This is a genomic window from Streptomyces malachitofuscus, from assembly GCF_055571035.1.
The window spans coordinates 54,723-76,068 of record NZ_JBVIGA010000025.1 but is presented as its reverse complement, the minus strand read 5'-3'; the positions used below and the strand labels follow the sequence as shown (position 1 = coordinate 76,068).

Annotated in this window: 17 protein-coding genes; 14 read left to right on the top strand and 3 right to left on the bottom strand. The window is 72.5% G+C overall.

Annotation, left to right across the window (positions count from 1 at the left end):
* The gene (locus ACZ44S_RS30570; protein WP_466934551.1) at positions 1 to 1,272 is read right to left on the bottom strand and encodes an amino acid deaminase; all 1,272 of its coding nucleotides are present in this window, start codon (positions 1,270 to 1,272) and stop codon (positions 1 to 3) included.
* 200 nt (positions 1,273 to 1,472) lie between these two features.
* On the opposite strand from ACZ44S_RS30570, the gene ACZ44S_RS30565 reads away from it, so the two are divergent.
* The 8 genes from ACZ44S_RS30565 to ACZ44S_RS30530 all read left to right on the top strand — a co-directional run bounded on the left by ACZ44S_RS30565 (position 1,473) and on the right by ACZ44S_RS30530 (position 12,284).
* Positions 1,473 to 2,600: a sugar kinase gene (locus ACZ44S_RS30565; protein WP_466934711.1), complete on the top strand. Its 1,128-nt coding sequence runs from the start codon at positions 1,473 to 1,475 to the stop codon at positions 2,598 to 2,600.
* Positions 2,597 to 3,355, top strand: coding sequence for an IclR family transcriptional regulator (locus tag ACZ44S_RS30560; protein ID WP_190161352.1), 759 nt, complete (start codon positions 2,597 to 2,599; stop codon positions 3,353 to 3,355). Before ACZ44S_RS30565 ends, ACZ44S_RS30560 begins: the two co-directional genes overlap by 4 nt.
* A gap of 14 nt (positions 3,356 to 3,369) precedes the next feature.
* On the top strand, positions 3,370 to 3,780 hold the full coding sequence (locus ACZ44S_RS30555; protein WP_466934548.1) for a RidA family protein: 411 nt from the start codon (positions 3,370 to 3,372) through the stop codon (positions 3,778 to 3,780).
* Positions 3,781 to 3,907: 127 nt separating this feature from the next.
* The gene (locus tag ACZ44S_RS30550; RefSeq protein WP_466934544.1) at positions 3,908 to 5,395 is read left to right on the top strand and encodes a GntP family permease; all 1,488 of its coding nucleotides are present in this window, start codon (positions 3,908 to 3,910) and stop codon (positions 5,393 to 5,395) included.
* Positions 5,396 to 5,537: 142 nt separating this feature from the next.
* Entirely contained in the window at positions 5,538 to 6,650 is a 1,113-nt protein-coding gene (locus ACZ44S_RS30545) for a macro domain-containing protein (protein WP_466934541.1), read from the top strand.
* A gap of 1 nt (position 6,651) precedes the next feature.
* The gene (locus ACZ44S_RS30540) at positions 6,652 to 7,347 is read left to right on the top strand and encodes a hypothetical protein (RefSeq protein ID WP_466934540.1); all 696 of its coding nucleotides are present in this window, start codon (positions 6,652 to 6,654) and stop codon (positions 7,345 to 7,347) included.
* A 31-nt stretch (positions 7,348 to 7,378) separates the two neighbouring features.
* A complete protein-coding gene (locus ACZ44S_RS30535) occupies positions 7,379 to 8,032 on the top strand; it encodes an RES family NAD+ phosphorylase (RefSeq protein WP_466934538.1) in 654 nt (217 codons plus the stop codon).
* A 37-nt stretch (positions 8,033 to 8,069) separates the two neighbouring features.
* Positions 8,070 to 12,284 carry a CHAT domain-containing protein gene (locus ACZ44S_RS30530; RefSeq protein WP_466934536.1) on the top strand — a complete coding sequence of 1,405 codons (4,215 nt, stop codon included), beginning with the start codon at positions 8,070 to 8,072 and terminating at the stop codon, positions 12,282 to 12,284.
* On the opposite strand, the gene ACZ44S_RS30525 is transcribed toward ACZ44S_RS30530, so the two are convergent.
* Positions 12,265 to 14,229 carry a caspase family protein gene (locus tag ACZ44S_RS30525; protein ID WP_466934534.1) on the bottom strand — a complete coding sequence of 655 codons (1,965 nt, stop codon included), beginning with the start codon at positions 14,227 to 14,229 and terminating at the stop codon, positions 12,265 to 12,267. The two genes, ACZ44S_RS30530 and ACZ44S_RS30525, sit on opposite strands and share 20 nt — an antisense overlap.
* Before the next feature lie 176 nt (positions 14,230 to 14,405).
* Here ACZ44S_RS30525 and ACZ44S_RS30520 point away from each other — a divergent pair, with 176 nt between their 5' ends.
* From ACZ44S_RS30520 to ACZ44S_RS30495, 6 genes are all read left to right on the top strand, one after another.
* On the top strand, positions 14,406 to 14,927 hold the full coding sequence (locus tag ACZ44S_RS30520; RefSeq protein ID WP_466934532.1) for a hypothetical protein: 522 nt from the start codon (positions 14,406 to 14,408) through the stop codon (positions 14,925 to 14,927).
* Positions 14,928 to 14,986: 59 nt separating this feature from the next.
* A complete protein-coding gene (locus ACZ44S_RS30515) occupies positions 14,987 to 16,759 on the top strand; it encodes a hypothetical protein (protein ID WP_466934531.1) in 1,773 nt (590 codons plus the stop codon).
* Complete coding sequence (locus tag ACZ44S_RS30510; RefSeq protein WP_466934529.1) at positions 16,756 to 16,992, top strand: hypothetical protein; 237 nt, start codon at positions 16,756 to 16,758, stop codon at positions 16,990 to 16,992. The genes ACZ44S_RS30515 and ACZ44S_RS30510 overlap by 4 nt, the downstream gene beginning before the upstream one ends.
* Positions 16,989 to 17,552, top strand: a complete 564-nt coding sequence (locus tag ACZ44S_RS30505) for a hypothetical protein (protein ID WP_466934528.1) — start codon at positions 16,989 to 16,991, stop codon at positions 17,550 to 17,552. Before ACZ44S_RS30510 ends, ACZ44S_RS30505 begins: the two co-directional genes overlap by 4 nt.
* 53 nt (positions 17,553 to 17,605) lie before the next feature.
* Positions 17,606 to 19,171, top strand: a complete 1,566-nt coding sequence (locus tag ACZ44S_RS30500) for an AAA family ATPase (RefSeq protein ID WP_466934526.1) — start codon at positions 17,606 to 17,608, stop codon at positions 19,169 to 19,171.
* 92 nt (positions 19,172 to 19,263) lie between these two features.
* Positions 19,264 to 19,881 (top strand): hypothetical protein, encoded by a 618-nt coding sequence (locus tag ACZ44S_RS30495; RefSeq protein WP_466934524.1) that lies wholly within the window; start codon positions 19,264 to 19,266, stop codon positions 19,879 to 19,881.
* 4 nt (positions 19,882 to 19,885) lie between these two features.
* Here the strand turns inward: ACZ44S_RS30495 and ACZ44S_RS30490 are convergent, their stop codons facing one another.
* Entirely contained in the window at positions 19,886 to 21,223 is a 1,338-nt protein-coding gene (locus ACZ44S_RS30490) for a M14 family metallopeptidase (protein WP_466934523.1), read from the bottom strand.
* Positions 21,224 to 21,346: the final 123 nt, after the last annotated feature.

Genomic DNA, 21,346 nt, shown 5'->3' with positions numbered 1-21,346 from the left:
CTAGAAGAACGTACGGACGTAGTCGGTCACCGTGCCGTCGGCCTCCGCGACGGGAATGAGCACCCACTTGTCGAACGACGTGCACGGGTGCGACAGTCCGAGCCCCACCCAGTCTCCCACCTCCAGATCGGCCTCCCCGGTGGTGCGCAGCCACGCGTGCTGGTCGGAGAGGCCGGTCACCTCGATCCCGGCGGCCGGGCGCTCGCTGCCGTCCCGGCGGACCACCTGGGCGAACGGCAGGTCGAGGTCGTAGGCCGCGTCCCGCTTGCCCGCGTTGGTGAACGCCTGCCCGTCGGACGGCCGGGACACCACCTGCGTCCACAGCCGGAACGCCGGTTCCAGGGCGCCCTCCTCCGGGACCCGGTTGAAGGGGGTCAGCTTGCGGTAGTGGCCGTCGTCGTGCGAGACGTACGCGCCCGAGCGCAGCAGCTTCAGCACGGGCGCGGACAGCTCCGGGATCTCGGCGAAGACGTCCGCCACCGCGTCGAACCAGGCGCTGCCGCCCGCGCTCACCACGATCTCGTCGAGGCCCTCGAACCGGCCCGCCTTGTCGAAGTCCGCGGCGAGGGCCACCAGCCGCCGCAGCCAGGCATGCACCCGCTCCGGATCCGCCTGCGGCACCTCGCCCTCGTACCCGGCGACCCCGACCAGCCGCAGCGACCGCGCGCCCGCCACGGCGTCGGCGACAGCGGCACACTCCGCCTCCGTCCGCACACCGGTGCGCGCCCCCTCACCGGCGGCGAGCTCGACGACCACGTCCACGGGACGGGAAGCACCGGAAAGGGCCGCGTCCATCAGCTCGACGCCGCGTACGGAGTCGACGTAGCAGACGAACCGGAACCCGGGGTCGGCGTCCAGCTCGGCCGTGATCCACCGCAGGGCCGCCGCGTCCACCAGCTCGTTGGCGAGGAAGACCCGCTCGATCCCGTACGCCCGCGCGACCCGCACCTGGTGCGGAACGGCCAGTGTGATGCCCCACGCGCCGCGCTCGATCTGCCGACGGAAGAGCTGCGGCGCCATGGAGGTCTTGCCGTGCGGCGCGAAGGCGAGGCCGTGCCGGGCGGCGTACGTCTCCATCAGCTCCAGGTTGTGTTCCAGGCGCTCGGCGGAGAGCGCGAGCACCGGGGTGGTGAACCCGTCGGTGAAGAGATTGCGCCGCTGGGCGGCCAGCTCGCCGACGGTCAGTCCCTCGGCGTCCGGCGGGAGGCCCTTGAAGCGGTGGTCGACACGTTCCTCGGCGAGGCGGGCGAGAGCGTCGGTGCCGGAGACCATCGGGGAACCTCCCTGATCAGGCGTGTTGCATTCACTGCAACACTCATTGCGTATATCGCTTACCGCTGTCTAACATCTCGGCCACGCGGGGTCAACGGACACCGCTGCACCCGCACCGGACGAGGAGCCCCGCCATCGTGACCGTCACCGGAACCGGCAACGCCCCCGACGTCGTGGACGTCGTCGCGCTCGGCGAGTCCATGGTGACGTTCCTGCCCTCCCGGCCGGGCCGCCTCGCCGACGTCCCCTCCTTCGACCGCGGCATCGGCGGAGCGGAGTCCAACGTGGCCTGCGTACTGGCGGCGGCGGGGCACACGACCCGGTGGCTCAGCAGGGTCGGCGCCGACGGTTTCGGCGACCACCTTCTCGAGACGGTCGGCGGCTACGGCGTCGACGTGTCCCACGTCCGCCGCGACCCGGTCCGCCCCACCGGCATCTACTTCCGCACGGCAGGCGACCGCGCCACGGACGCCCACGAGGTCGCCTACTACCGGTCGGGCTCGGCGGCCTCCGCCATGTCGCTCGCCGACTTCGACCCGGACGCGGTGGGCGCGGCGCGCATCCTCCACCTCTCCGGCATCACACCGGCGCTCTCGGCCGACTGCCTGGCCCTGATGCGAGCGCTCACCGCACCCCGCCCCGACCGCCCCCTGATCTCCTTCGACGTCAACCACCGCCCGGGCCTGTGGCGCGACGGTCAGGGCCCGGAGATCCTGCTGGACCTGGCACGCAAAGCGGACCTCGTCTTCGTGGGCGAGGACGAGGCGGAGGAGGCCTGGGGCCTCACCGGCGACCACATCCGCGAAGCACTCCCGGAGCCGGAGCTCGTGGTGGTGAAGCGGGGCGCACGGGGAGCCGTGGCCCTCCCGACCGACCGCGGGCAGTCGTGCCTCCCCCAGAGCCTGAAGGGCCTGGGAGGTACCCCCACGGGCGATGGGGGTCCCCCCGCTCGAGCGAAGTTGAGAGTGGGGGAGGGTGGGCGCGACGGCACCCCGCAGGCGCCGGGCCGCGCAACCACCCCCCGCCCGGCCACAACGGCCCCCGCCCTCGAAGTCGACGTAGTGGCAACCACCGGCGCCGGCGACGCCTTCGCCGCAGGCTTCCTCTCGGGCACCCTCCGCGGCCTCCCCCTCCGCGACCGCCTGCGCCACGGCCACCTCACCGCCGCGGCCACCCTCACCGCCCCCGGAGACCTCGCCCCGCCCCCCTCCCGCGCCCTCGCCGACCGCCTCGTGGCCCTCGACGACACCGCGTGGGGGAGACTGCGACTCGGCCCCGGCTGGACCGACACCATGAGCCGGGACGAAGAGGAGGCACGCACACCATGAGCCAGACCGTTGACCGCGCCCTGAGCATCCTCCCGCTGCTCGCGGAAGGCCCCGCCGACCTCGGCCAGGTCGCCGACCGCCTCGGCGTGCACAAGTCCACGGCCCTCCGCCTGCTGCGCACCCTCCACGAGCACGGCATGGTCTACCGCCAGTCCGACCAGCGCTACCGCCTCGGCGCCCGCCTCTTCGCCCTCGCCCAGGAGGCGATGGAGAACCTCGACATCCGCGAGATCGCCCACACCCACCTCGTACGCCTCAACGAGAAGTGCGGACACACCGTCCACCTCGCCGTGTACGAGGAGAACGAGGTCCTCTACATCGACAAGGTCGAGAGCCGCTACCCGGTCCGCATGTACTCACGGATCGGCAAGCCCGTCGCCATCACCGTCGCGGCCGTGGCCAAGCTCCTCCTCGCCGACCTGCCCGAACACGAGCGCCGTGCCCTCGCGGAGAAGCTCGACTACCCCATGTACACGTCCCGTTCGACACCCCACGCCACCGCGTTCCTCCAGGAACTGGCCAAGGTGCGCGAACAGGGCTGGGCCACCGACCTCGGCGGCCACGAGGAGTCCATCAACTGCGTCGCCGCGCCGATCCGCGGCGCCGACGGCCGGGTGGTCGCGGCGATGTCGGTCTCCGCGCCGAACGTCGTCGTCACCGCCGACGAACTCCTCACCCTGCTCCCGCTGGTGCGCCGTACGGCGGACGCGATCAGCGGCGAGTACTCCGGCAGGACCCCGGCAGAACTCCAGTGAAGGAAACACCCCGCATGACCGAGAAAGTCGCGCTGACCCCCAAGACCCACACCACCCCGCCCGCGAAGTTCTCCCACGGCGTCCGTAAGGGCAACATCCTCCAGGTCGCCGGCCAGGTCGGGTTCCTGCCCGCCGAGGAGGGCAAGCCGCCCACGCCCGCCGGTCCGACCCTGCGCGAGCAGACCCTCCAGACCCTTGCCAACGTCAAGGCCATCCTCGAGGAGGGCGGCGGGGGCTGGGACGACGTGATGATGATCCGCGTCTACCTCACCGACGTGGACCACTTCGCGGAGATGAACGAGATCTACAACACCTACTTCGAGGAGCAGGGCCTCACCCAGCCGCCCGCCGCCCGCACGACCGTCTACGTCGGTCTCCCCGCCGGCCTCCTCATCGAGATCGACGCGCTCGCCGTCCTCGGCTGACCCGCGCCGAGACCCCCCACGCCCGCACGCCGTAGTCGTCACGGCACGGTGTCCCGCACCCCCTGGGACGCCGTGCCGCGATCCCCCCTGCCCGAAAGCCCCATGCCCTTACCCAGAGGACCCCCGCATGTCCCATCCGCGCCTTCCGCTCGCCGCCTCCGCGCCGGCGGAGACACCACCGCACACCGGAGGACTGCTCCTCCTCGTCGACGGCACCGCGGGCCTGCTGACCGTCGCCGCCATCGGTATCGCCCTCCTCCTCTTCCTGATCATCAAGGTCCGGCTCCAGCCGTTCGTCGCCCTGCTCGGCGTCTCCATAGCCGTCGGTCTGATGGCGGGGCTGTCGGTCACCGAACTCTTCGGCACCGTCCAGCGCTCGGACGCGGTGTCCACCATCGAGTCCGGCATGGGCGGCATCCTCGGGCATGTCGCGATCATCATCGGCCTGGGCACCATGCTCGGGGCGATCCTCGAAGTCAGCGGCGGCGCCGAGGTGCTGGCGGGCCGGCTGCTCGGCATGTTCGGCGAGAAGCGCGCCCCGCTCGCGATGGGCCTCACCGGTCTGATCTTCGGCATCCCGGTCTTCTTCGACGTCGGCATCTTCGTCCTCGCGCCGATCGTGTACGCCGCGGCCAAGCGCTCCGGCAAGTCGATCCTGCTCTACTGTCTCCCGCTGCTCGCCGGCCTCTCCGTCACCCACGCCTTCCTGCCCCCGCACCCGGGCCCGGTGGCGGCCGCCGGACTGCTCCACGTCGACCTCGGCTGGGTCATCCTCATGGGCGTCGTCTGCGGTCTGCCGGCCGTCGCCGCCGCCTGGGTCTACTCCGCCTGGATCGGCAAGCGCATCTTCGTCGCCGTACCGCAGGACATGGTCGAGGCCGCGCAGGAGGCCAAGGACGCCGTCGCCGCCGAGCAGCGCGCCTCCGGCGTCGAGCCCCGGGAGGCGCCGGTGCCGCTCGGCACGGTCCTCGGCATCATCGGTACGCCGCTGATCCTCATCCTCGCGGCGACCTTCTCCTCGATCGCGCTGGACGAGTCCACGCTCCGCTCGGTGATCGAGTTCTTCGGCCACCCGTTCGTGGCGCTCACCCTCGCCCTGTTCCTCGCGTACTACCTGCTGGGCATCCGGCGCGGATGGTCCCGCAAGTCCCTCGAGACCGTCTCCACGTCCTCGCTGAAGCCGGTCGGCAACATCCTGCTGGTGGTCGGCGCGGGCGGTGTCTTCGGCGCGGTCCTCAAGGCCAGCGGGGTCGCCCAGGCGCTGTCCGACACCTTCAACGACGTCGGCCTCCCGGTGATCGTCCTCTCCTATCTGATCTCCGTGGTGCTGCGGGTCGCGCAGGGCTCGGCGACGGTCGCGATCGTGACGACGGCGGGCATCGTGGCTCCGCTGCTGGCCGAGGGCGACCACTCCCAGGCGTTCGTGGCGCTGGTCATCATGGCCATCTCGGCGGGCTCGATCTTCGCCTCGCACGTCAACGACGGCGGGTTCTGGATGGTCGCCAAGTACTTCGGCATCAGCGAGCGGGACACGCTCAAGACCTGGACGGTGCTGGAGAGCGTGCTGTCCGTGGCCGGGTTCGTGGCGGCGGCGGGGTTGAGCCTGTTCGTCTAGCCGCACGACGGTTCACGCGTCCGGGGCGCACCTCGCCCCGGACGCGCCCTGAACCCGACCCGTTCGCGACCGGCCCCTGCGCTGCAATGGAAGGACGGAACGGGCTTGTGGGGCCTGTGGCGCCGGTGCGATGCTGATCGTCATGCCGTCGCCGCAGCCGTACCCGCTCGATCACGGAACGGTCCTCGCGGAGGTGCGCAAGGTGCGACGAGCCGGAGTCGTCAGGCTGCGTGAACTCGCCGTGCCGGTGCTCGCCGAGGTCGCCCGTGAACTTCCGAGGGGAGACGGCGAGCTGCCCGGGGGGCCGGTGGAGAGGGTGTTACGGCTCGCCGTCTCCCGGATGGGGGGCGGCACTCTGCAGACCGCCGCGGAGTACAGCCTGGGCCTTGCCCAGGGCACCCGGGACTGGCCGTCCGCCGACCGGCGCCGGCGGGCCGCCCAGGTGTACGGAGTGAGCGTCGAACGCTTCCGCAAGCACCACGAGTTCATGGTCCTCGGCCAGGTCGCGGAACACATCGTGCAGGTCGCCGAGCAGCGCGTCGGCCACGAGCACGTCCGGGTGGCGGAACGGCCGGTGCCGCGTGCCGGACTCCCCGCCGTCCACCGGCCCCTGAACGTCCGCCTGCACCGCCGTACCGTGCCCGTCACCCTCCACGTCCACTCCGTGGACCTGCTGCGTGACATCGACGTCGTCGTCTCGCCGTCGAACACCTACTTCGCGCTGCCCGCGCCGTACAAGTCGTCGGTCTCCGCGACCTTGCGCCGTGCGGGGGCGCGCCGCGACCCCACCGGGGGACTCGTCGAGGACCTGATCCACGACGAGTTGGGGGAGTGGGCCGCCCGGCACGGAACCTCGGGCCGGGCGGCCTCGCCGGGAACGGTCGCCGTGACCTCCGCGGGCGCCCTGGCCGCACAGAGCGTCCGGCGCATCTACCACGTGGCCGTGGCCGTGCCCCGCCCCGAGACGAACGACTACGAAGTGCAGCCCCCCGACATCACCCGGGGGGTGTCCCGGGTCTTCGCCCTGATGGCCGAGGAGTCCCGCCGGTACGATCCGCCGCTGCGATCGGTCTGTCTGCCGCTGCTCGGTGCCGGACGAGGCGGCCTGACCCCGCTGGAGAGCTTCGCCGCCCTGTGGGCCGCCGTCGAGGCCGAACTCGCCCGCGGCGCCGACTGGGACGTCCACTTCGTCGTACGCCGCCATGCCCGCGCCGATCTGCTGGAACGGCTGCTGACCACCGCAGGGGAGGAGTGACATGGGGCCGCCGCCGATGCGCCGGGAGGGTCCGTTGGATCCGCACGTCACCCTGGCCGCCGCCGCGGCAGGCTGGGACCGTCTCTCCGGGCGGCTCGGGCCGCAGGACCGCGCCCGGCTGGCCGAGCTGCTCGCCGTGGCACGCGCCCCGGAGCAGGACGAACCGGCCCGCCGTGCCGCGGCCCGGGCCGCCCGGCTGCTGCGGGAGCGGCTGCCCGACGAGTTCGGGGAAGACGCGCAGGCCCGGCTCGTCGCCGTCCACGAGGCCACGGGCGGCCCGCCGACCGTGCAGGGGTTCGCCACCGAGGATCTGGCCGTGCTGCTGATCGACGGACACCGCATGGTCGGGCCGGTCCTCGGCCCCGTGCGCCAACGGCTCCTCGCGGAGCCCGCGCTGGACCCGGACACGGTCGAGCGGCTGGGCGGTTCTCCCCGCTCGCCCGGCTTGATCCGGCTGCGCGGCCCCGGCGGCCGGCTCCGGTTGCCGAGCTTCCAGTTCTCCGAGGACGCCCTGCCCTGGCTGACCGTCCTGGAGGTCAACGCGCTGCTGGACGCCGAGCACGACCCCTGGGGCGCCGCCGACTGGTGGCTGTCCGCCAACGCCTGGCTCGGCACCAGCCCCGCCCGGCTGCTCGGTACCGGGCGGGACCGCCAACTCGTCGAGACCGCGCGGTTCCTGATGGAAGGCGACTACTAGACATGGCGTGCTCAGTGGAGAGTGAGTAGCCGTGCCCAACTACCGGCCGCCCGAGAAGCTCACCGGCACCCCCGGCAAGGTCACGCTGGCCCGCGGCACCCTGCTGTACCGCGTCCACGGCTCCCACCGCGGCGCCGCCGACTTCAACCCGAAGCCCGCGCACTGCCTGTACGGCGGCGGCCGCTTCGACGCCACCGCCCACGAGCCCTACGGCTATCTGTACACCGGGCTGAGTGCGGCCGCCGCCGTGTGCGAGACGCTGCTGCGTTCGCTGCCCTTCGACCCCCTCGGAGGACCCCGGCTGCTGCAGCGCACCGCCGTCGAGGGGCGCCGCCTGAGCACGCTGCGGCTCACCGCCGACGTGTGCGTGCTGCCCCTGATGAGCGCGCGGGACCTCGCCGCCGTGCACCAGGACACCTGGCTCGTGCACACGGAGGCCCAGGAGTACCCGTACACCCGTGACTGGGCGCACTGGATCCGCCGCCACACCGAGCCATGGGCGCAAGGGCTGGTGTGGTCGTCCAAGCGGGAACCGGCGGACCGGACGGTGGTGCTGTTCGGCGACCGCTGCCAGGCCGGGGCGCTGCGGCCCGAGGAGGAGGGCGTCGTGGATTTCGACACGGCCGAGGGACGGGACTGGCTCAACTCGGCGCTGCTGCCCTATTACGTCCAACTCGCGCCCTGAGGGCGTGCGTTCACGACCATCCTGGAAAGCTCGACCCGTGACCGCTGAAGCCCCGCACCCGGACGACGCCCTGGTCGCCGAACTCCGTACCCGGCGCGAGGAGATCCTCGACGCCCTTTCCACCATGGCCGCGGACGACGCGGAGGCGCCCGCCCTGTGCGCGCTCGCAGGGGAACTCGGCTACCGGCTGCACCTGCTGACGGCGGACGGGCCGGACGATCTCCGGCTGGCGGCCCAGGCGTTCGAACTCGCCTTCAAGACACCAGGTGACGACGCGGAGTGGGCGGCCTGGCGGATCATGTTCGGACACGTCCGGGCCTTCCAGTACGACAGCGAACCCGACGCGGAACTCCTCGAAGCGGCCTGGGAGCTGCTGACCGACGGTATGGAGGCGCTGCCCGCGGACGACCCCGACCACGACGCAGCAAGGGAAGTGGGGCGGCACCTGCTGGCGCTCTGTGCCAAACAGCGCTACCTGGACTGCGACGGGCCCGTCCCCCAGCGCGTCGGGCTGCTCGACGAGGCCCTGCGCCGGCACGAGGCGGCGGCCGACGTGCTGGAGCCCGGCAGCGAGGAGGCGGTCGCCCTGACGGAGTCGCTGGGGTACCTCCACATGGAACGCGGCGAGTTGCTGCGCGACCCGGCGGACGCCGAGGCGGCGGCCGTCCACTACCGGGCCGTGCTCGACGCCGGGCTGCCCACCAGCGATCTGCCCCTCGTCCGCTACAGCCTGGGGCTCGCCCTCATGGTGCACGGCCGGGCACGCACCGACCGGGACGAACTGGAGCAGGCCCGCGAGGAGTTCGGTACCGCCCTGCTCGAGGCGCGGCAGGCGACCGGGCGGCAGCCGCCATGGGCCTGGGACGCCGGGATCCGCAGCGCCCTCATCCGCTTTCTCATCTGGGCCCACTGGAAGGATCACGCCCACGCCGCCGCTGCCGAGGCGGAGCTGACCGGGCTGCTGGCCGACCCGGCCGACGTCGAACGGCTCACCCCGGTGTTCCTCGACAGCTTCGGGCGGCTGCTGTACGAGCGGGCGAGCGCGCGGGGCGACGGTGCCGGCCAGGACCGGGCGATCGGGCTGATCCGGCGGGCGGTGGACTCCTGGGTGCCGGAACGCGACGGCGTGGTCACCCTGACCGCGTTCTTCCTGGCCGCGTTCCAGCAGGGCCGCTACCGGGTCGACCCCGACCCGCGGCGGCTCCACGACGTGGCCGAGGCCTGCGCGCTGGTCCTGAAGGACGAGGACTTCGACTCCACTCTGCGCAAGGTCGCCCCGGCGCTGGGAAGCTGGGCCTGGATGACCCTGGAGCAGGACCACGGCATCACCCCCGGCTCCCCGGACGGCATCCCGGAGGCGATGCGCCTCGAGAACGCCCCGCGCGCCACCCTCAGTCTGCTCGACGACGTCCGTGAGGGGCGCGGCTTCCTGAGCTTCGCCGACACCGACGACGACTTCCCCGGCATCTTCAGGAGCGTGGGCGCCACCGGGGACTGGGCGGCGGCGACCTTCGACCGGATGTACGAGAACTTTGCCTCCCTGGAGCCGGGCGCCGAGCGCGCGCTCCTCGCCCTCAACCTCCTGGCCCAGAGTCTGATCCTCGACCCGCACGGCGTCCACATCACCGAGGCGCGGAAGAGGGAGCTGGTCGACACCGTCCTCGCCCACGGACAGGACGATCACGCGTGGCAGCGCAAGGCACACGCCGTCGTCGCCCAGTTCCGGCTGCGCGAGGAGCTCGCCGGCTCGGGCCTCGGCATGGACGCGGTCCTCGACCACCTCACGCAGTCCGACGCGGCCGGCGCGGCAGGGGGTGCGGACGACGGCTTCGGGCACAGTACGGGCCTGCTCCGGTTCGCCGCCACCACCCACCGCGGGCAGACCGCCGGCGCCGCCGACGACATGGAGACGGCCGGCGCACTGTGGCGCGAACTTCGCGACGACCCCCGGCTGAGCCCGTACCACCGGCGGGTCATATCCGCCCAGCAGGACGGATTCGACGCCCAGGCCGCCGTCCAGCGCGGCGACCTCGCGGCAGCCGACGACCACATCGCGCGGATGCTCGCCGTGCACGCGGACCTGGACCCCGACGACTCGGCACGCATCGAGCTGTGGACGCTGCTGGAGAACGCCCGCTCGGCCCGCGACCACCTCGCCGACGAACTGGGCGCGCCACCCGCACCACCCCTGGCCGGCCGCCCCTCGGTGGCCCAACTGCGTCGCATGGCCCGCGAACTGCCGCGCGACCACCGGGCCTGGGTGCTCGGCGACAACGGCATCACCCGGTTCCGGCGAGCCCGGGACGCGGCCGCGCTCACGGAGGCCATGGAGCTGCTCCAGGAGGCGTACGACCTGGTCGACGAGGGCAGCGACAGCCGGCTGCGCTACGCCCACTGCCTCGGCTCGGGCCACTGCATGCTGTCCCAGGTGCACCCCCTCCCCACGGCCCGCGCCCGCCATCTCGCTCAGGGGATCGCCCTGCTGGAATCCGCCTTCGAGACCGCCGGCGGCCCCGAACACCGGCTCTACGCGGCCGCCGGACTCGCCCTCGGCCGCGCCTATCGCACCCGGGGCGAACTGCGCCGCGACGACAAGGGCGCGGGCCGCCGCACCGGACTTCACGCGCTGCGCGGGCATGCCTGGGCGGCGCTCACGCAGTCCGGCACCGAGCATGCCGCGCAGGCCGTGAAGCAGGCCACCACGACGGCCCTGGAGGTCGCCGGCTGGTGTCTGCGCGACCAGGCCCTCGACGAGGCCGTCCAGGCCCTCGACGCCTGCCGGGGCCTGCTCCTGCACGCGGCGACCACGTCCCGTACCGTGCCCGAACGTCTCGCCGCGGCGGGCCACGAGGCCCTGGCCGGGGAGTGGCGTGCCGCGGGTCTTGCCGCCGACCCCGGCGACCCGCTCGCCCTGGTGCAGGCGCCGCTGTCCGTCCCGAGCGCCCTGCGCCGCCGGGTCCTGGCCGCCCTCACGGGCGGTGACCTGCTGCAGGACCGCCTCCTTGAACCGCCGGTCCCGGACGAGATCGCCACCGCGCTGCGCAACCTCCGCAAGGACGCCCTCGTCTACCTGGTCCCGGCCGGCGACGACACCCCGGGTACCGCCGTGGTCGTCACCACCACCGGTGCCGTGCACTCCGTACCCCTGCCGACACTCACCGAGGACGCGGCACCCCTGCGTGAGTACGTCCGCGCACCGGCCCCCGAGGCGGTCCGGCTCGAGGAGCCCGCGCCGGACGGGCGCGACATGGGGCCCGTCCCGGGCTGGATCCCGACCGGCGCCCGGCCGGGCACCCCGTCGCTGCGGCAGCGGCTCGACCGGCTGTGCGGATGGGCCTGGTACGCCGGGGTGCGGCCGCTGCTCGATGTCTTCGCCACCCGTACCGGGCGGGCGCCCCGGCTGGTGTTCGTGCCGATGGGGACGCTGGGCCTGGTGCCCTGGCACGCGGCCTGGGAGCCGGGGCCCGACGGACGGCGCCGCTACGCGCTGCAGGAGGCGGAGATCTCGTACGCCGCCTCCGCGCGCCTGCTGTGCGATGTGGCCGCCCGGCCCGAGGCCGTGCACTCGGGGGCCGCGCTCGTCGTGGGCAACCCCACCGGAGATCTCGGCTGGGCGGGTGCGGAGGCCGATGCCGTGCAGCGGGCCTTCTACCCGCGCGGCCGGTTCCTCGGACGGCGCGAGGACGGCACCGCCGACGGGCCCGGTACCCCGCAGGAGGTGCTCTCCTGGCTGACCGGCGCGGACCCGGACGACCCGGATCAGGGAGTGGACGGCGGTGTGCTGCATCTCGCCTGCCACGCTTCCATCGCGCGCACCGGCGGCCGTACCGCCCATCTCTCCCTGCACGGAGGTGAGCTGTCGGCCGAGGAGCTGACCGACGCGGTCGGCGGCGGGCGGGGCGGACTCGGTCTGGTGCTGCTCGCCGCGTGCCGCAGCCATGTGTCGGGGCGCGGGCACAACGAGGCCTACAGTCTCGCGACCGCCTTCCTGGTGGCCGGGGCACGTTCGGTCGTCGGCTCGCTGTGGCCGGTCCCGGACGACGCGACCTCGGTCCTGATGTTCCTGACCCATCACTTCCTGCGCACCGAGGACGAACCGCCCGGCCAGGCGCTGCGCCGGGCCCAGCTGTGGATGCTGGACCCCGGGCGCGAACTGCCCCCCGGCCTGCCCGCCCGGCTCGCCGAACGGGCCCGGCACATCGACCCCGACGACCTGAGCGCCTGGGCGGGGTTCACCCACCTCGGCCAGTAGCCGCCGTCGGCAGCGGCGGTACGACCGTCCGCACGGCGATGGTGCGGGTGGCCCAGCGTCCGGGCGCGCCCTGTGCCACCGGTCCCGCCTCCCGAGGGCCGGACGGCGTCGCCGGGGCGTCGAACCGCAGCACCCCCGCGGCAGCCGGACGGCCGGCGTTCCGGCTTCCCACGCCGTCGGGGTCCCACGCCCGCAGCCGGAACGGAGCGATGCTCAACTCGCTCTCGGCGACGATGAGTTTCAGCCAGTCCCGGCACTCGGCCCCCGGTACGGCCGCCCGGTCCCTCGGCAGCGAGAGCCGCACGGGGTCGCCCTCCAGGGCGTGGCCGGTGTTGCCGGGACCGATGAAGTGGCCGGGGAAGAGGACCGGGGAGGAGGCATAGCGATCGGTGAGGTCGAGCAGCACACACCACAGCGAGCGGTGCGGCGAGCGGTTGTGCAGCCGGATGGAGACCCACGGCTCCCGTGGCCCGCGTGCGCCCTCCGGCGCGTACGAGCAGACGAGGTCACCGCTCCCGTCCGGCAGGAGGGCCCGGCCGTCGGCCGCGTCCCACGGGAGGACCTCCACCTGCACCAGGTTGTCCAGCACCGAGGGCCGCGAGGTGAGATCCCGCAGCTGGTACCAGCGGGCCAGATGGGACAGACAGTCCACGACCCGCCCGACGTCGCCGTCCGTGGCGAACGGCAGCGGCCTCACGAACTCGGTGCCGTCCCGCCCGAGCAACCGCGCGGTGGTGCCCCGTACCACCACCCTGACGTGCAGATCCCCGTACTCCTCGGGCGCCGTCACGAGCCGTACCAGCGGCGCGGGCCCGCCCCCGGGACCGTACGACGCCACCGCTGCCCGCAGCCGGGCCGCCGCCCCGGGCCGGCCGGTGTCGTCCACACCCACCGTCGCGGGCGGGGTGGCCAGCGCGGTCAGACTCACCGGGTAGACCCGCTCGCCGTCGGGAGCCCAGCCGACCGGGTCCACCAGTGTCCGGTCGGTCCGCACCGCACGCGCCCGCACGACGGCGCCCGGAGCCGCACCCCGGGGCCCGACCACACCGAACTCCGTGCCCTCGGCGCCGTCCCCGCCGCGCAGCCCATGGGCGGTGCCGCAGTCCACCTCCCAGCCGTCCGCCGCGAACCGCAGCAGATGCTCACCGGTGACTCCCGCGACCGCGCCCCCGAGGAACGGCAGATCCGCGGGGCCGCCCGGTGCCTCGGGAAACAGCACCGGCCGCTGCCGGCCGCCGGAGCGCTGCACCCGCGCACCGGCCGCGGACAGCAACTGCCGGTAGGTGTCGTCCGGGCCGGCCGCCCGCACCGCGCCCAGCAGCGCGTACGTGAACGCGCCGTGCCGCCGCCCCCCGAAATCCTCCTCGTACGACAACTCGTCGAGCCGACTGGCCGCCAGCAGCAGATGCCGCGGCGGCGCTTCGGGCAGCGCGAGATCCCGCCCGGCCACCTGCCGCCAGCCGGGCAGCGGCGGTGCGAACCGCACGGTCAGCCCTTCGGAGATGTTCTCCCGGGTGGCGCCCCCGGAGTAGCAGCAGTCGAGCACCGCCACCACATGGGCCCCCCGAGCCGCGACCGCGTCGAGCAGCGCGCCCAGCCGCTTGTCCGGCAGCGGCCCGTCCGCGCACACCAGTGCCTGGTTCCACCCGGTGGCCTCGATCAGCAGGTCCGGGCCCGAGGCGGCCGACTGTGAGCCGTGCCCGGAGAACCAGAACAACGCCGTGTCACCAGGTCCGGCCGCCCCCAGGAACGTGCGGATCCCGTCCTCGACCGCGGCCACGGTCGCCGCGCCGTTCAGCGCGGTCCGCACCTCCGCGCCGCCCGCCGTCCGGGCGGTCACCAGCCGGTGGGCCTCGGTGACGTCGTTGACGCAGCCCGTCAGCGGAGTGGCGATCTCCTCCCGGTAGTCGTTGATGCCCGCCATGAACGTGTAGATCGACCCCATGCCGGGCAGTGTGTCAGCCGTAACGGGCCCGGACATGAGTGAACCGGGCGGGTACGGGGCGAGTTCGGGGCCGAAACGGGTCCGCGGGGTGCCAAATCATCTCCCCCGACGCACTATTGACGTACCGTCATCAGCATTCACCTCTCGCAACACGCTTCGCTCAAGTCGGGGGACACATGAGCCACTTGGAGCGGCCTCGGCGCATCGTGCGGCCGGGCGGCACGGCCGGGACACCGTCCACCTCCTCGGACGTCCTGCGCCGCACGGACCAGGGCCCCGCCTCCGGGACCGGACCCCGCCGCACCGTCGGCGCGGCCGGCCCCGCAGCACCGCTGGGCCGCGAGCGCCTCGCCCCCCGTCCGCAGGGTCTGCGCGACGCGGTCGGCCGTCTCGACGCGGGCCTGGACGAGCACGCCCGCAGGCAGTTGGCCGAGTGGATCGGCGAGGAGTACCGGGCCCACTACGGCGGGATCCCGCTCGGCTTCTTCGCCCGCTGCCACCTCGGCCCGCCCTACGTGGACCACCAGCTCAACCTGTTCCAGGTCATCGTCCGCCACTTCGCCCCGTCCGACCCGGTTCCCGAACCGTTCTCGGGCGCCCGGATGCTGGTGCGCTCCGGCGGCTACGCCTACGTCGAGGTCTATTCCGGAGGCCTGCTCCTGCCGGTCCTCGACGACGGGACGGTCGTACGTCCCTGACTCCCCGCACCCCCCGCACCACGTGACCATGTGACAGACCCATGTGATCGGAGAACCGAATGTCCGAGGTGGACTACGCGCTGCACCAGAAGGTGCAGCAGGTCACCAGCCTCGTGGTCCGGCTCAGCGAACAGGTCGGCTCCGTGTCCGGCCAGGTTCAGGCCGTGGAGGCCAACCAGCAGCAGACCCGCGGCGAACTTCAGCAACTGCGTGACGAGTTCCTCGCGTTCGTCCGCACCGCTCAGCTCACCGCCAACGTCCAGCGCGCCGAGACCCGCGTCGGCGCGATCCAGGACCAGGTGGACCACGAGTTCGGCCACCACAAGACCGTACGGCGCACCGCTGTCGGCATGCTCCAGGCCTTCGACCTGGGGCTGGTGTCCGAGGACAGCGTCCGCACGGTCGGTGACCAGCTGATGATCCAGACGCCCCGCTACTGGCTGGCACCTGCCCTGGTGGCACTCGCGTCCTGGTCGGCCGACGACCGCACGCTGTGCGAGAAGGCGGTGGAGGAGGCGTTCCGCCGCTCACCGGACCGCACCTCGCTGTTCTTCGCCCTGGTGCTGCGCCGCCAGAACCGCAGGGAGGCGTCCGTGCGCTGGCTGCGGCACTACCTGCTCGCCCAGGACCCGGCGGCGCTCGGCCGGGAGTTCGCGGTCATCCTGGAGTCCATCGCCCAGGGCGCTTTCGGGCTCGCCGGACGTGAGCTGCTCAACAGCACCCTGGCCGGCTGGCGCGAGACGCTCATGGACAGCGCCGAGGGCCAGCAGAAGCAGATCGCCCGCTGGCGCGAGGAGGTCGACTCCCTCGTGCAGCCCTCCGCGGCCGCCGAGTTCCCGCGCCTCGCCCAGGTCTGCCCGCAATGGCCGCAGCTCGACGGAGTGCTGGCCCGGGCCCGCGCCCAGCAGGTGGTGCTCGACAAGTACCGGGCCATCATGGAACGCGAGTTCCAGCCCTCCGACCGGCTGGAGGACGCGGTCGACGACATCCTCGACCGGCTCGTCTCCGAGTACGACGACGAGGAACTTCCGCTCCGCCGTGACCTGGCGTTCAACCACGCGGTGATCGACCACGGCGGTGACCTGGACGCCGCCCGCCACGCGGCCGACGCGGACTCCGCCTCGTACGAGGAGACCCTCGACTATCTGACCGTGCAGACCACCGCCGCGCTCAACCCGGCGGCCATCGGCACCTCGCCCGCCACCCAGCGGCTCTCCGTCGCCGCCTGCCAGGAGTGGTTCCTCCAGGCGCACGCCGGGTTCACCCGTGACTACCGGGCCGCCGTGCCGCAGGACGTGCAGGCCCGGTTCGGCACCGCGTACACGGTTGCGGCCAGGACCTTCCAACTGCCGCCCTGGCAGGGCTCGTTCCTTCAGCCGCTGGCCGAGCTGGAGCGATCGCTGGCCACCCACTGGGACCAGCACATGGAGCCGTTCATCGCCGCCTACGCGTACCCGTGGGGGAAGAAGGCGGCGCCGCTCGCCGCGGTCCTGGCCGGCATCCTGCTGATCGTCGGATCCCTCTCCATCGGCGCCGCGCTGGTCGCCGCCGCGATCGTCGGCGGTGTCTGGGGGCTCGTCCTGCACAACGGCGCGCAGGCCGCGAAACGCCTCCAGGACAACGTCCGCCAGATCCTCCAGCAGGCCAAGCTGGAGTCCCTGCACCATCTGCGCGCGGCCTCCGCCGAACTCACCGACTGGAACACCAAGCTCCGCGCGGCCGACGCCGTCGAGCCCCAGTGCCGGGAGCTGATCACGTCCCTCGGCACCGCCACCCGGGGCGGCTCGCCGTTCGAGGGCCGGACCGTGGCCAAGGAGGAAACCGCGTCATGAGCACCGCACCCGTCCCGCACCCGGCGGCCCCGCCTCCGCCCCGCAGACCCCCGGGGGACCCCCAGTGGTCCACGCCCGGCACCCCGGTCGGCGACTCGCCGTGGGGCGCCTCGCGCAGGCCCGCCGGGGAGCGCGCCACCAGCCGCGTGCGCAAGATCGCCGAAGGGCTGCCCGACTGGGAGCCCCTGCCGCCCGGCGAAACCGTCGTACGCAGGCCGGGGAGCGTGGCGTGAGCACGTACTGGGGGCACGGCGGTGCTTACGAGACCTGGGTGGACTTCCTGCGCCGATGGGCCGCGGAGGAGAGCCCCGACCTCGATGCCCTGCCGCCGCTGGCGCAGGAACACTTCCCCGGCGAGACCTGGGAACGGTTCACCCTTCACCTCGGCCAGGCCCTCGACATCCGGCTGAAGGCCTGGGCCGACCGGCTCACCGATGCGTTGCTCGCCGCCCCGGACGAGTTCTCGGCGGGCCGCGAGCTGGCCCAGGCGCGGGCCGGACTCCTGACGGTACGGGCGGTGGCGGGCCATCCGGGCCTGCCCGAGTCGCTCCGCAGCAGGTTCCGTGAACTGGTCGACGGCCAGATCACGGACCTCCAGCGGCAACTGGAACGCAGGCTGGACGACCAGGCCGCCGCGAACGGCTCCGACCCGCGCCGGGTGGAACAACGCCGCCGCACCCTGCGCGACAACGCCCTCACCGCGACGCTCACGCCCCCGGTCACCGGCTCGGCCGACCCATGGGCCGGGACCCATGCCGCAGACCGCCCCCGCCGCCGCGTCATCACGGACTGAAGAACCGCGACCGGACTGGCGCGGAGCATCCGAAAACCGATCCGAAGGCCCGCATGTCGAATTACACCGAAAGCCTCCACCACCTGGACAGCTACATCTCCGCCCGTGTCCCAGTGATCGGCATGCGCACCATCGAGCAGCAACGCGCGCTCCGCCTCCTCAGGGACGCAGCCCTTCAGCACCGCCGCAGCAGCATGCCGTTCTGGATCTACACCAGAGCCACCGGCCTGCGCGACCTGCGCACCAACGCGCCGGTGCAGGACGACCGATCACTGACCGGGGCCATGGACTTCGCCGCCGCCCAGTTCAGCAACCGCGCCAACGCCACCGTCGTCTTCGTCGACCCCGACCATCTGGAGGACGACACCCCTGTCACCCGGCACATCGCCGAACTCGCCCGGCTCGCCGACAACAACATGGGCAGTATCGTCCTGATCACGGACGCGCCCATCTGGAGCGGGCTGCAGCGGCTCGGCATGAACCTGCAGCTGGACCTGCCGGACGCCGAGGAGATGTACGGCACCCTGGCAGGCTTCCTGGCCGACCACCGGGGTCACATCCCCATCGAGTGGGACGAGAACGACACCCGCCGCGCCGCCGAGTTCCTGAGCGGTGTCACCGAGGCCGAGTGCATCAACCTGATGGCCACCATCGCGGCCAAGGGGTCGATCGGGAAGGCCGACGTCCTCGGACTCGCCCAGGCCAAGGACCGCATCTTCAGCAATCTCACCGGCCTCGAACGTGTGCAGCTGAAGGAGGGTGACTACACCGTCGGCGGACTGACCAGCCTGCGGGAGTGGCTGAGCCGCAAGCACGGCATGATGCACGCCGACCTGCGGGACTCGGCGCTGCGGCCGCCCAGGGGCGTTCTGCTGGTCGGGGTGCCCGGCTGCGGGAAGTCCCTCTCCGCCAAGGCCATCGCCCACGAGTGGCAGCTCCCGCTCTACCGGCTCGACATGGCCAGCATCCACGGCAAGTACCTGGGTGAGTCCGAGGGCCGATTCCGGGAGGCCCTGGCGATGGCGGACCGAGTGGCCCCCTGCATCCTGTGGATCGACGAGATCGAGAAGGGCCTCGCGGGCAAGGACGACATGTCCGGCGTACCGCAGCGGATCATCGGGCAGTTCCTGTTCTGGCTCCAGGAGTCACGGTCGCGGGCGTTCGTCGTGGCCACCGCCAACGACATCCGCAGCCTGCCGCCCGAGTTGCTGCGCAAGGGCCGGTTCGACGAACTGTTCTTCGTCGACCTGCCGGACAGCCAGGACCGCAGGGAGATCATCGAGCTCTACTACCGCCGCTATCTGGAGGTCGACCCCGAGCCGGAGCAGCTGGACCGGCTCGTCGATCTCTCCGAGGGCTTCGCGGGCTCCGACATCGAGTCGACCCTGCACGACGTGGGCGAGGAGGCGTTCCGCTGCGGCGGCGCCGACCGCCTCAAGCCGTCCTTCCTCCTGGACACCTTCGCCAACACGGTGCCCTTGAGCAGGGTCAACCCCGAGCAGATCGAGGAGATCCGCGCCTGGGGCCGCGAGCGCGCGGTGCCGGCGGGCCGCACGGCGGCGACCGGGGGCGCGGGCGCGGCCACGCCCTCACGACGGATCGTGTTCATGGACGACTGACCCGGGTGAGCCGTGGTGCCCGTGTAGGCGTCTGATAACGAAGTTGGGGCTGGCTGTGACCCGCACAGGATTGTCGACCATACTCCTGCGGTGTGGAGCAGCGCATAGGTTCGAGCAGCCAGCCCCTGGAAGGCGCCGGATTCGACCCGGCATTCATCCCCGGGCTCACCTCGCCCGTGTCCGGCCGGGAGGAGGACGCGACGGCGAAGACGGACGATCCGCAGGACGGGGCGGTGCCGGAGGCGGACGCCGGGACGGAGCCCGACGAGGAGGCCGCCGGGGCCGCCGAGGAGCCCCGGGCGTCCGAGGACGGCTCCGAGGCCTTGGAGGAGGACCCGGAGCCCGCCCCCGAAGGCCCCGTCTTCGAGGCGTCCGACCGCCGCGCCAGGATCGTCGCCGACCACAGCGGGGTACGCCTGCGCCTGGACGACCAGGAGTGCGAGTTCCGCTGGGACGAGATCGGTGCGGTGGAGACGGAGACCCCGCGCTTCGGCAAGCGCTACACGGTCACCGTCCACACCCCCGACCGCCGCTGGTACTTCCTCGAGATCGAGGCCGACTCCAGGAACCGCTTCGCCGAGTGGGACGCCGGTCTTGACGCGGTCCTGGACGAGTACTTCGACGAGGACGCGGACAGGACCGCGGAGGACGCGGACAGGACCGCGGAGGACTCCGAGGACACCCCCGACTCCGAGGAGTCGTCGTCCTGAACGGCTAACCGCAGTACTGCTCCTCCTTCCCGATGGAGCGGTACATGCAGTCCGCGTTCTCCAGGAGCCGGAGCACGGCGTCCCGGTTGCGGGACGTCTCCCGCTCGATGACCTCGTCGGGCGGGTAGAAACCGCCGTTCCAGGACGACCTCGGATACATCTCGAAGGTGTAGCCGAAGATCTTGTGCGCGCCCCAGAGGTAGTCGTCGATCGACCCGTCCGTGATGTAGAGGTCGCTGGACTGCTGGGGCGTGTAGCCGTTGTCGGCGGCCATCTTCTGGCCGACCGTCCGGAACGCGGCGTGGTCGTCGGCGGTCATCCCGGTGGTGGTGTCGGAGTAGGTGTAGCCGAACGGCCACAGCACCAGCTCGCTGTAGGTGTGGAAGTCGATGCCGGCCTTGATCTGCTGCACCCCGCCCACGACCCGGCTGCGCACGAAGTCGGCGACGACCTTCACCTCGGGCGCGGACTCCGGGGCGGACCCCCGGTAGGTCTCGGAGGACTTGGACCCGGAGGAGCCGCCGCAGCAGCCCCAGCGGTAGTCCCAGTTGCGGTTCAGGTCGGTGCCGACGTACGACGAACCGGAGTTGGGCTGGCGGTTCTTGCGCCAGGAGCGGTAGGAGCCGGAGGCGATGTCGTACTCGCCGCCGTCCGGGTTGAGGTCGGGGACGATCCAGATCTCCCGTCCGTCGACCATGTCCGTGATCCGGGAGTCGGTGCCGTATCCCGCGCCGAGTTCACGCAACAGGTACAGGGCCATCTCCACGGTGAGGTGTTCGCGCGCGTGCTGGTGGTGGGTGAAGAGGACCTCCGGCTCGTTCTCGTCCGTGGTCACGTTGTCGCTGATCTTGATGGCGACGATGTCCCGCCCCTGGTAGGACCTGCCGATCACCCGCTTGCTCATGATGGCCGGGTACGCCGCGAGACGCTGGTCGATCTCGGCGTTCATCTCTGCGTAGTTGTGGTAGCGGGAGTCGGCCGAGGGGAAGTCGTACAGGCGGAGCCCGTCGGCGGGGGAGGAGCGGTCCGGCGCCGCGCCCAGCGGCGTGACGTCGTACCCCTGTCGGCGCAGCGTCTTGATCTGGTCCGCGCGTCCGGAGACGACCACGGTCTCCTCGTCCGCCTCGTCCACGGTGACCCCGGAGCGCTGGAGGGCCGTACGGGTCACGGGGGTGGTGTGCGCGTGGATCTCGTACTGGCGGATGTCGTCGGCCGAGGGGGCCGGCCGTCCGGCGCTGTCGGCGCCGGCCGGGGAGGCCGTCATCGACAGGGGCGCCGCCAGGGCGAGGGCGAGGAGGGTGGCGAGCGCGGCGGAGCGTCTGCCGCGTGGGCTCAGTCGCATGAAGTCTCCTTGTGGGAGGTGGGGGTTGTTCATGGCGACGTGCGTGGTGCGGTGCGGTCATCGTCGACGGCTGACATGATCAGGTCAAGTAGCGTTCGCGACGTCCGGCCGGTCCAGGTGCAT

Bases quoted from the DNA above. Each gene is read 5' to 3' on its own strand.
- ACZ44S_RS30570 (WP_466934551.1), bottom strand. From the start codon at position 1,272: ATGGTCTCCGGCACCGACGCTCTCGCCCGCCTCGCCGAGGAACGTGTC.
- ACZ44S_RS30565 (WP_466934711.1), top strand. From the start codon at position 1,473: ATGGTGACGTTCCTGCCCTCCCGGCCGGGCCGCCTCGCCGACGTCCCC.
- ACZ44S_RS30560 (WP_190161352.1), top strand. From the start codon at position 2,597: ATGAGCCAGACCGTTGACCGCGCCCTGAGCATCCTCCCGCTGCTCGCG.
- ACZ44S_RS30555 (WP_466934548.1), top strand. From the start codon at position 3,370: ATGACCGAGAAAGTCGCGCTGACCCCCAAGACCCACACCACCCCGCCC.
- ACZ44S_RS30550 (WP_466934544.1), top strand. From the start codon at position 3,908: ATGTCCCATCCGCGCCTTCCGCTCGCCGCCTCCGCGCCGGCGGAGACA.
- ACZ44S_RS30545 (WP_466934541.1), top strand. From the start codon at position 5,538: ATGCCGTCGCCGCAGCCGTACCCGCTCGATCACGGAACGGTCCTCGCG.
- ACZ44S_RS30540 (WP_466934540.1), top strand. From the start codon at position 6,652: ATGGGGCCGCCGCCGATGCGCCGGGAGGGTCCGTTGGATCCGCACGTC.
- ACZ44S_RS30525 (WP_466934534.1), bottom strand. From the start codon at position 14,229: ATGGGGTCGATCTACACGTTCATGGCGGGCATCAACGACTACCGGGAG.
- ACZ44S_RS30520 (WP_466934532.1), top strand. From the start codon at position 14,406: ATGAGCCACTTGGAGCGGCCTCGGCGCATCGTGCGGCCGGGCGGCACG.
- ACZ44S_RS30515 (WP_466934531.1), top strand. From the start codon at position 14,987: ATGTCCGAGGTGGACTACGCGCTGCACCAGAAGGTGCAGCAGGTCACC.
- ACZ44S_RS30510 (WP_466934529.1), top strand. From the start codon at position 16,756: ATGAGCACCGCACCCGTCCCGCACCCGGCGGCCCCGCCTCCGCCCCGC.
- ACZ44S_RS30500 (WP_466934526.1), top strand. From the start codon at position 17,606: ATGTCGAATTACACCGAAAGCCTCCACCACCTGGACAGCTACATCTCC.
- ACZ44S_RS30490 (WP_466934523.1), bottom strand. From the start codon at position 21,223: ATGCGACTGAGCCCACGCGGCAGACGCTCCGCCGCGCTCGCCACCCTC.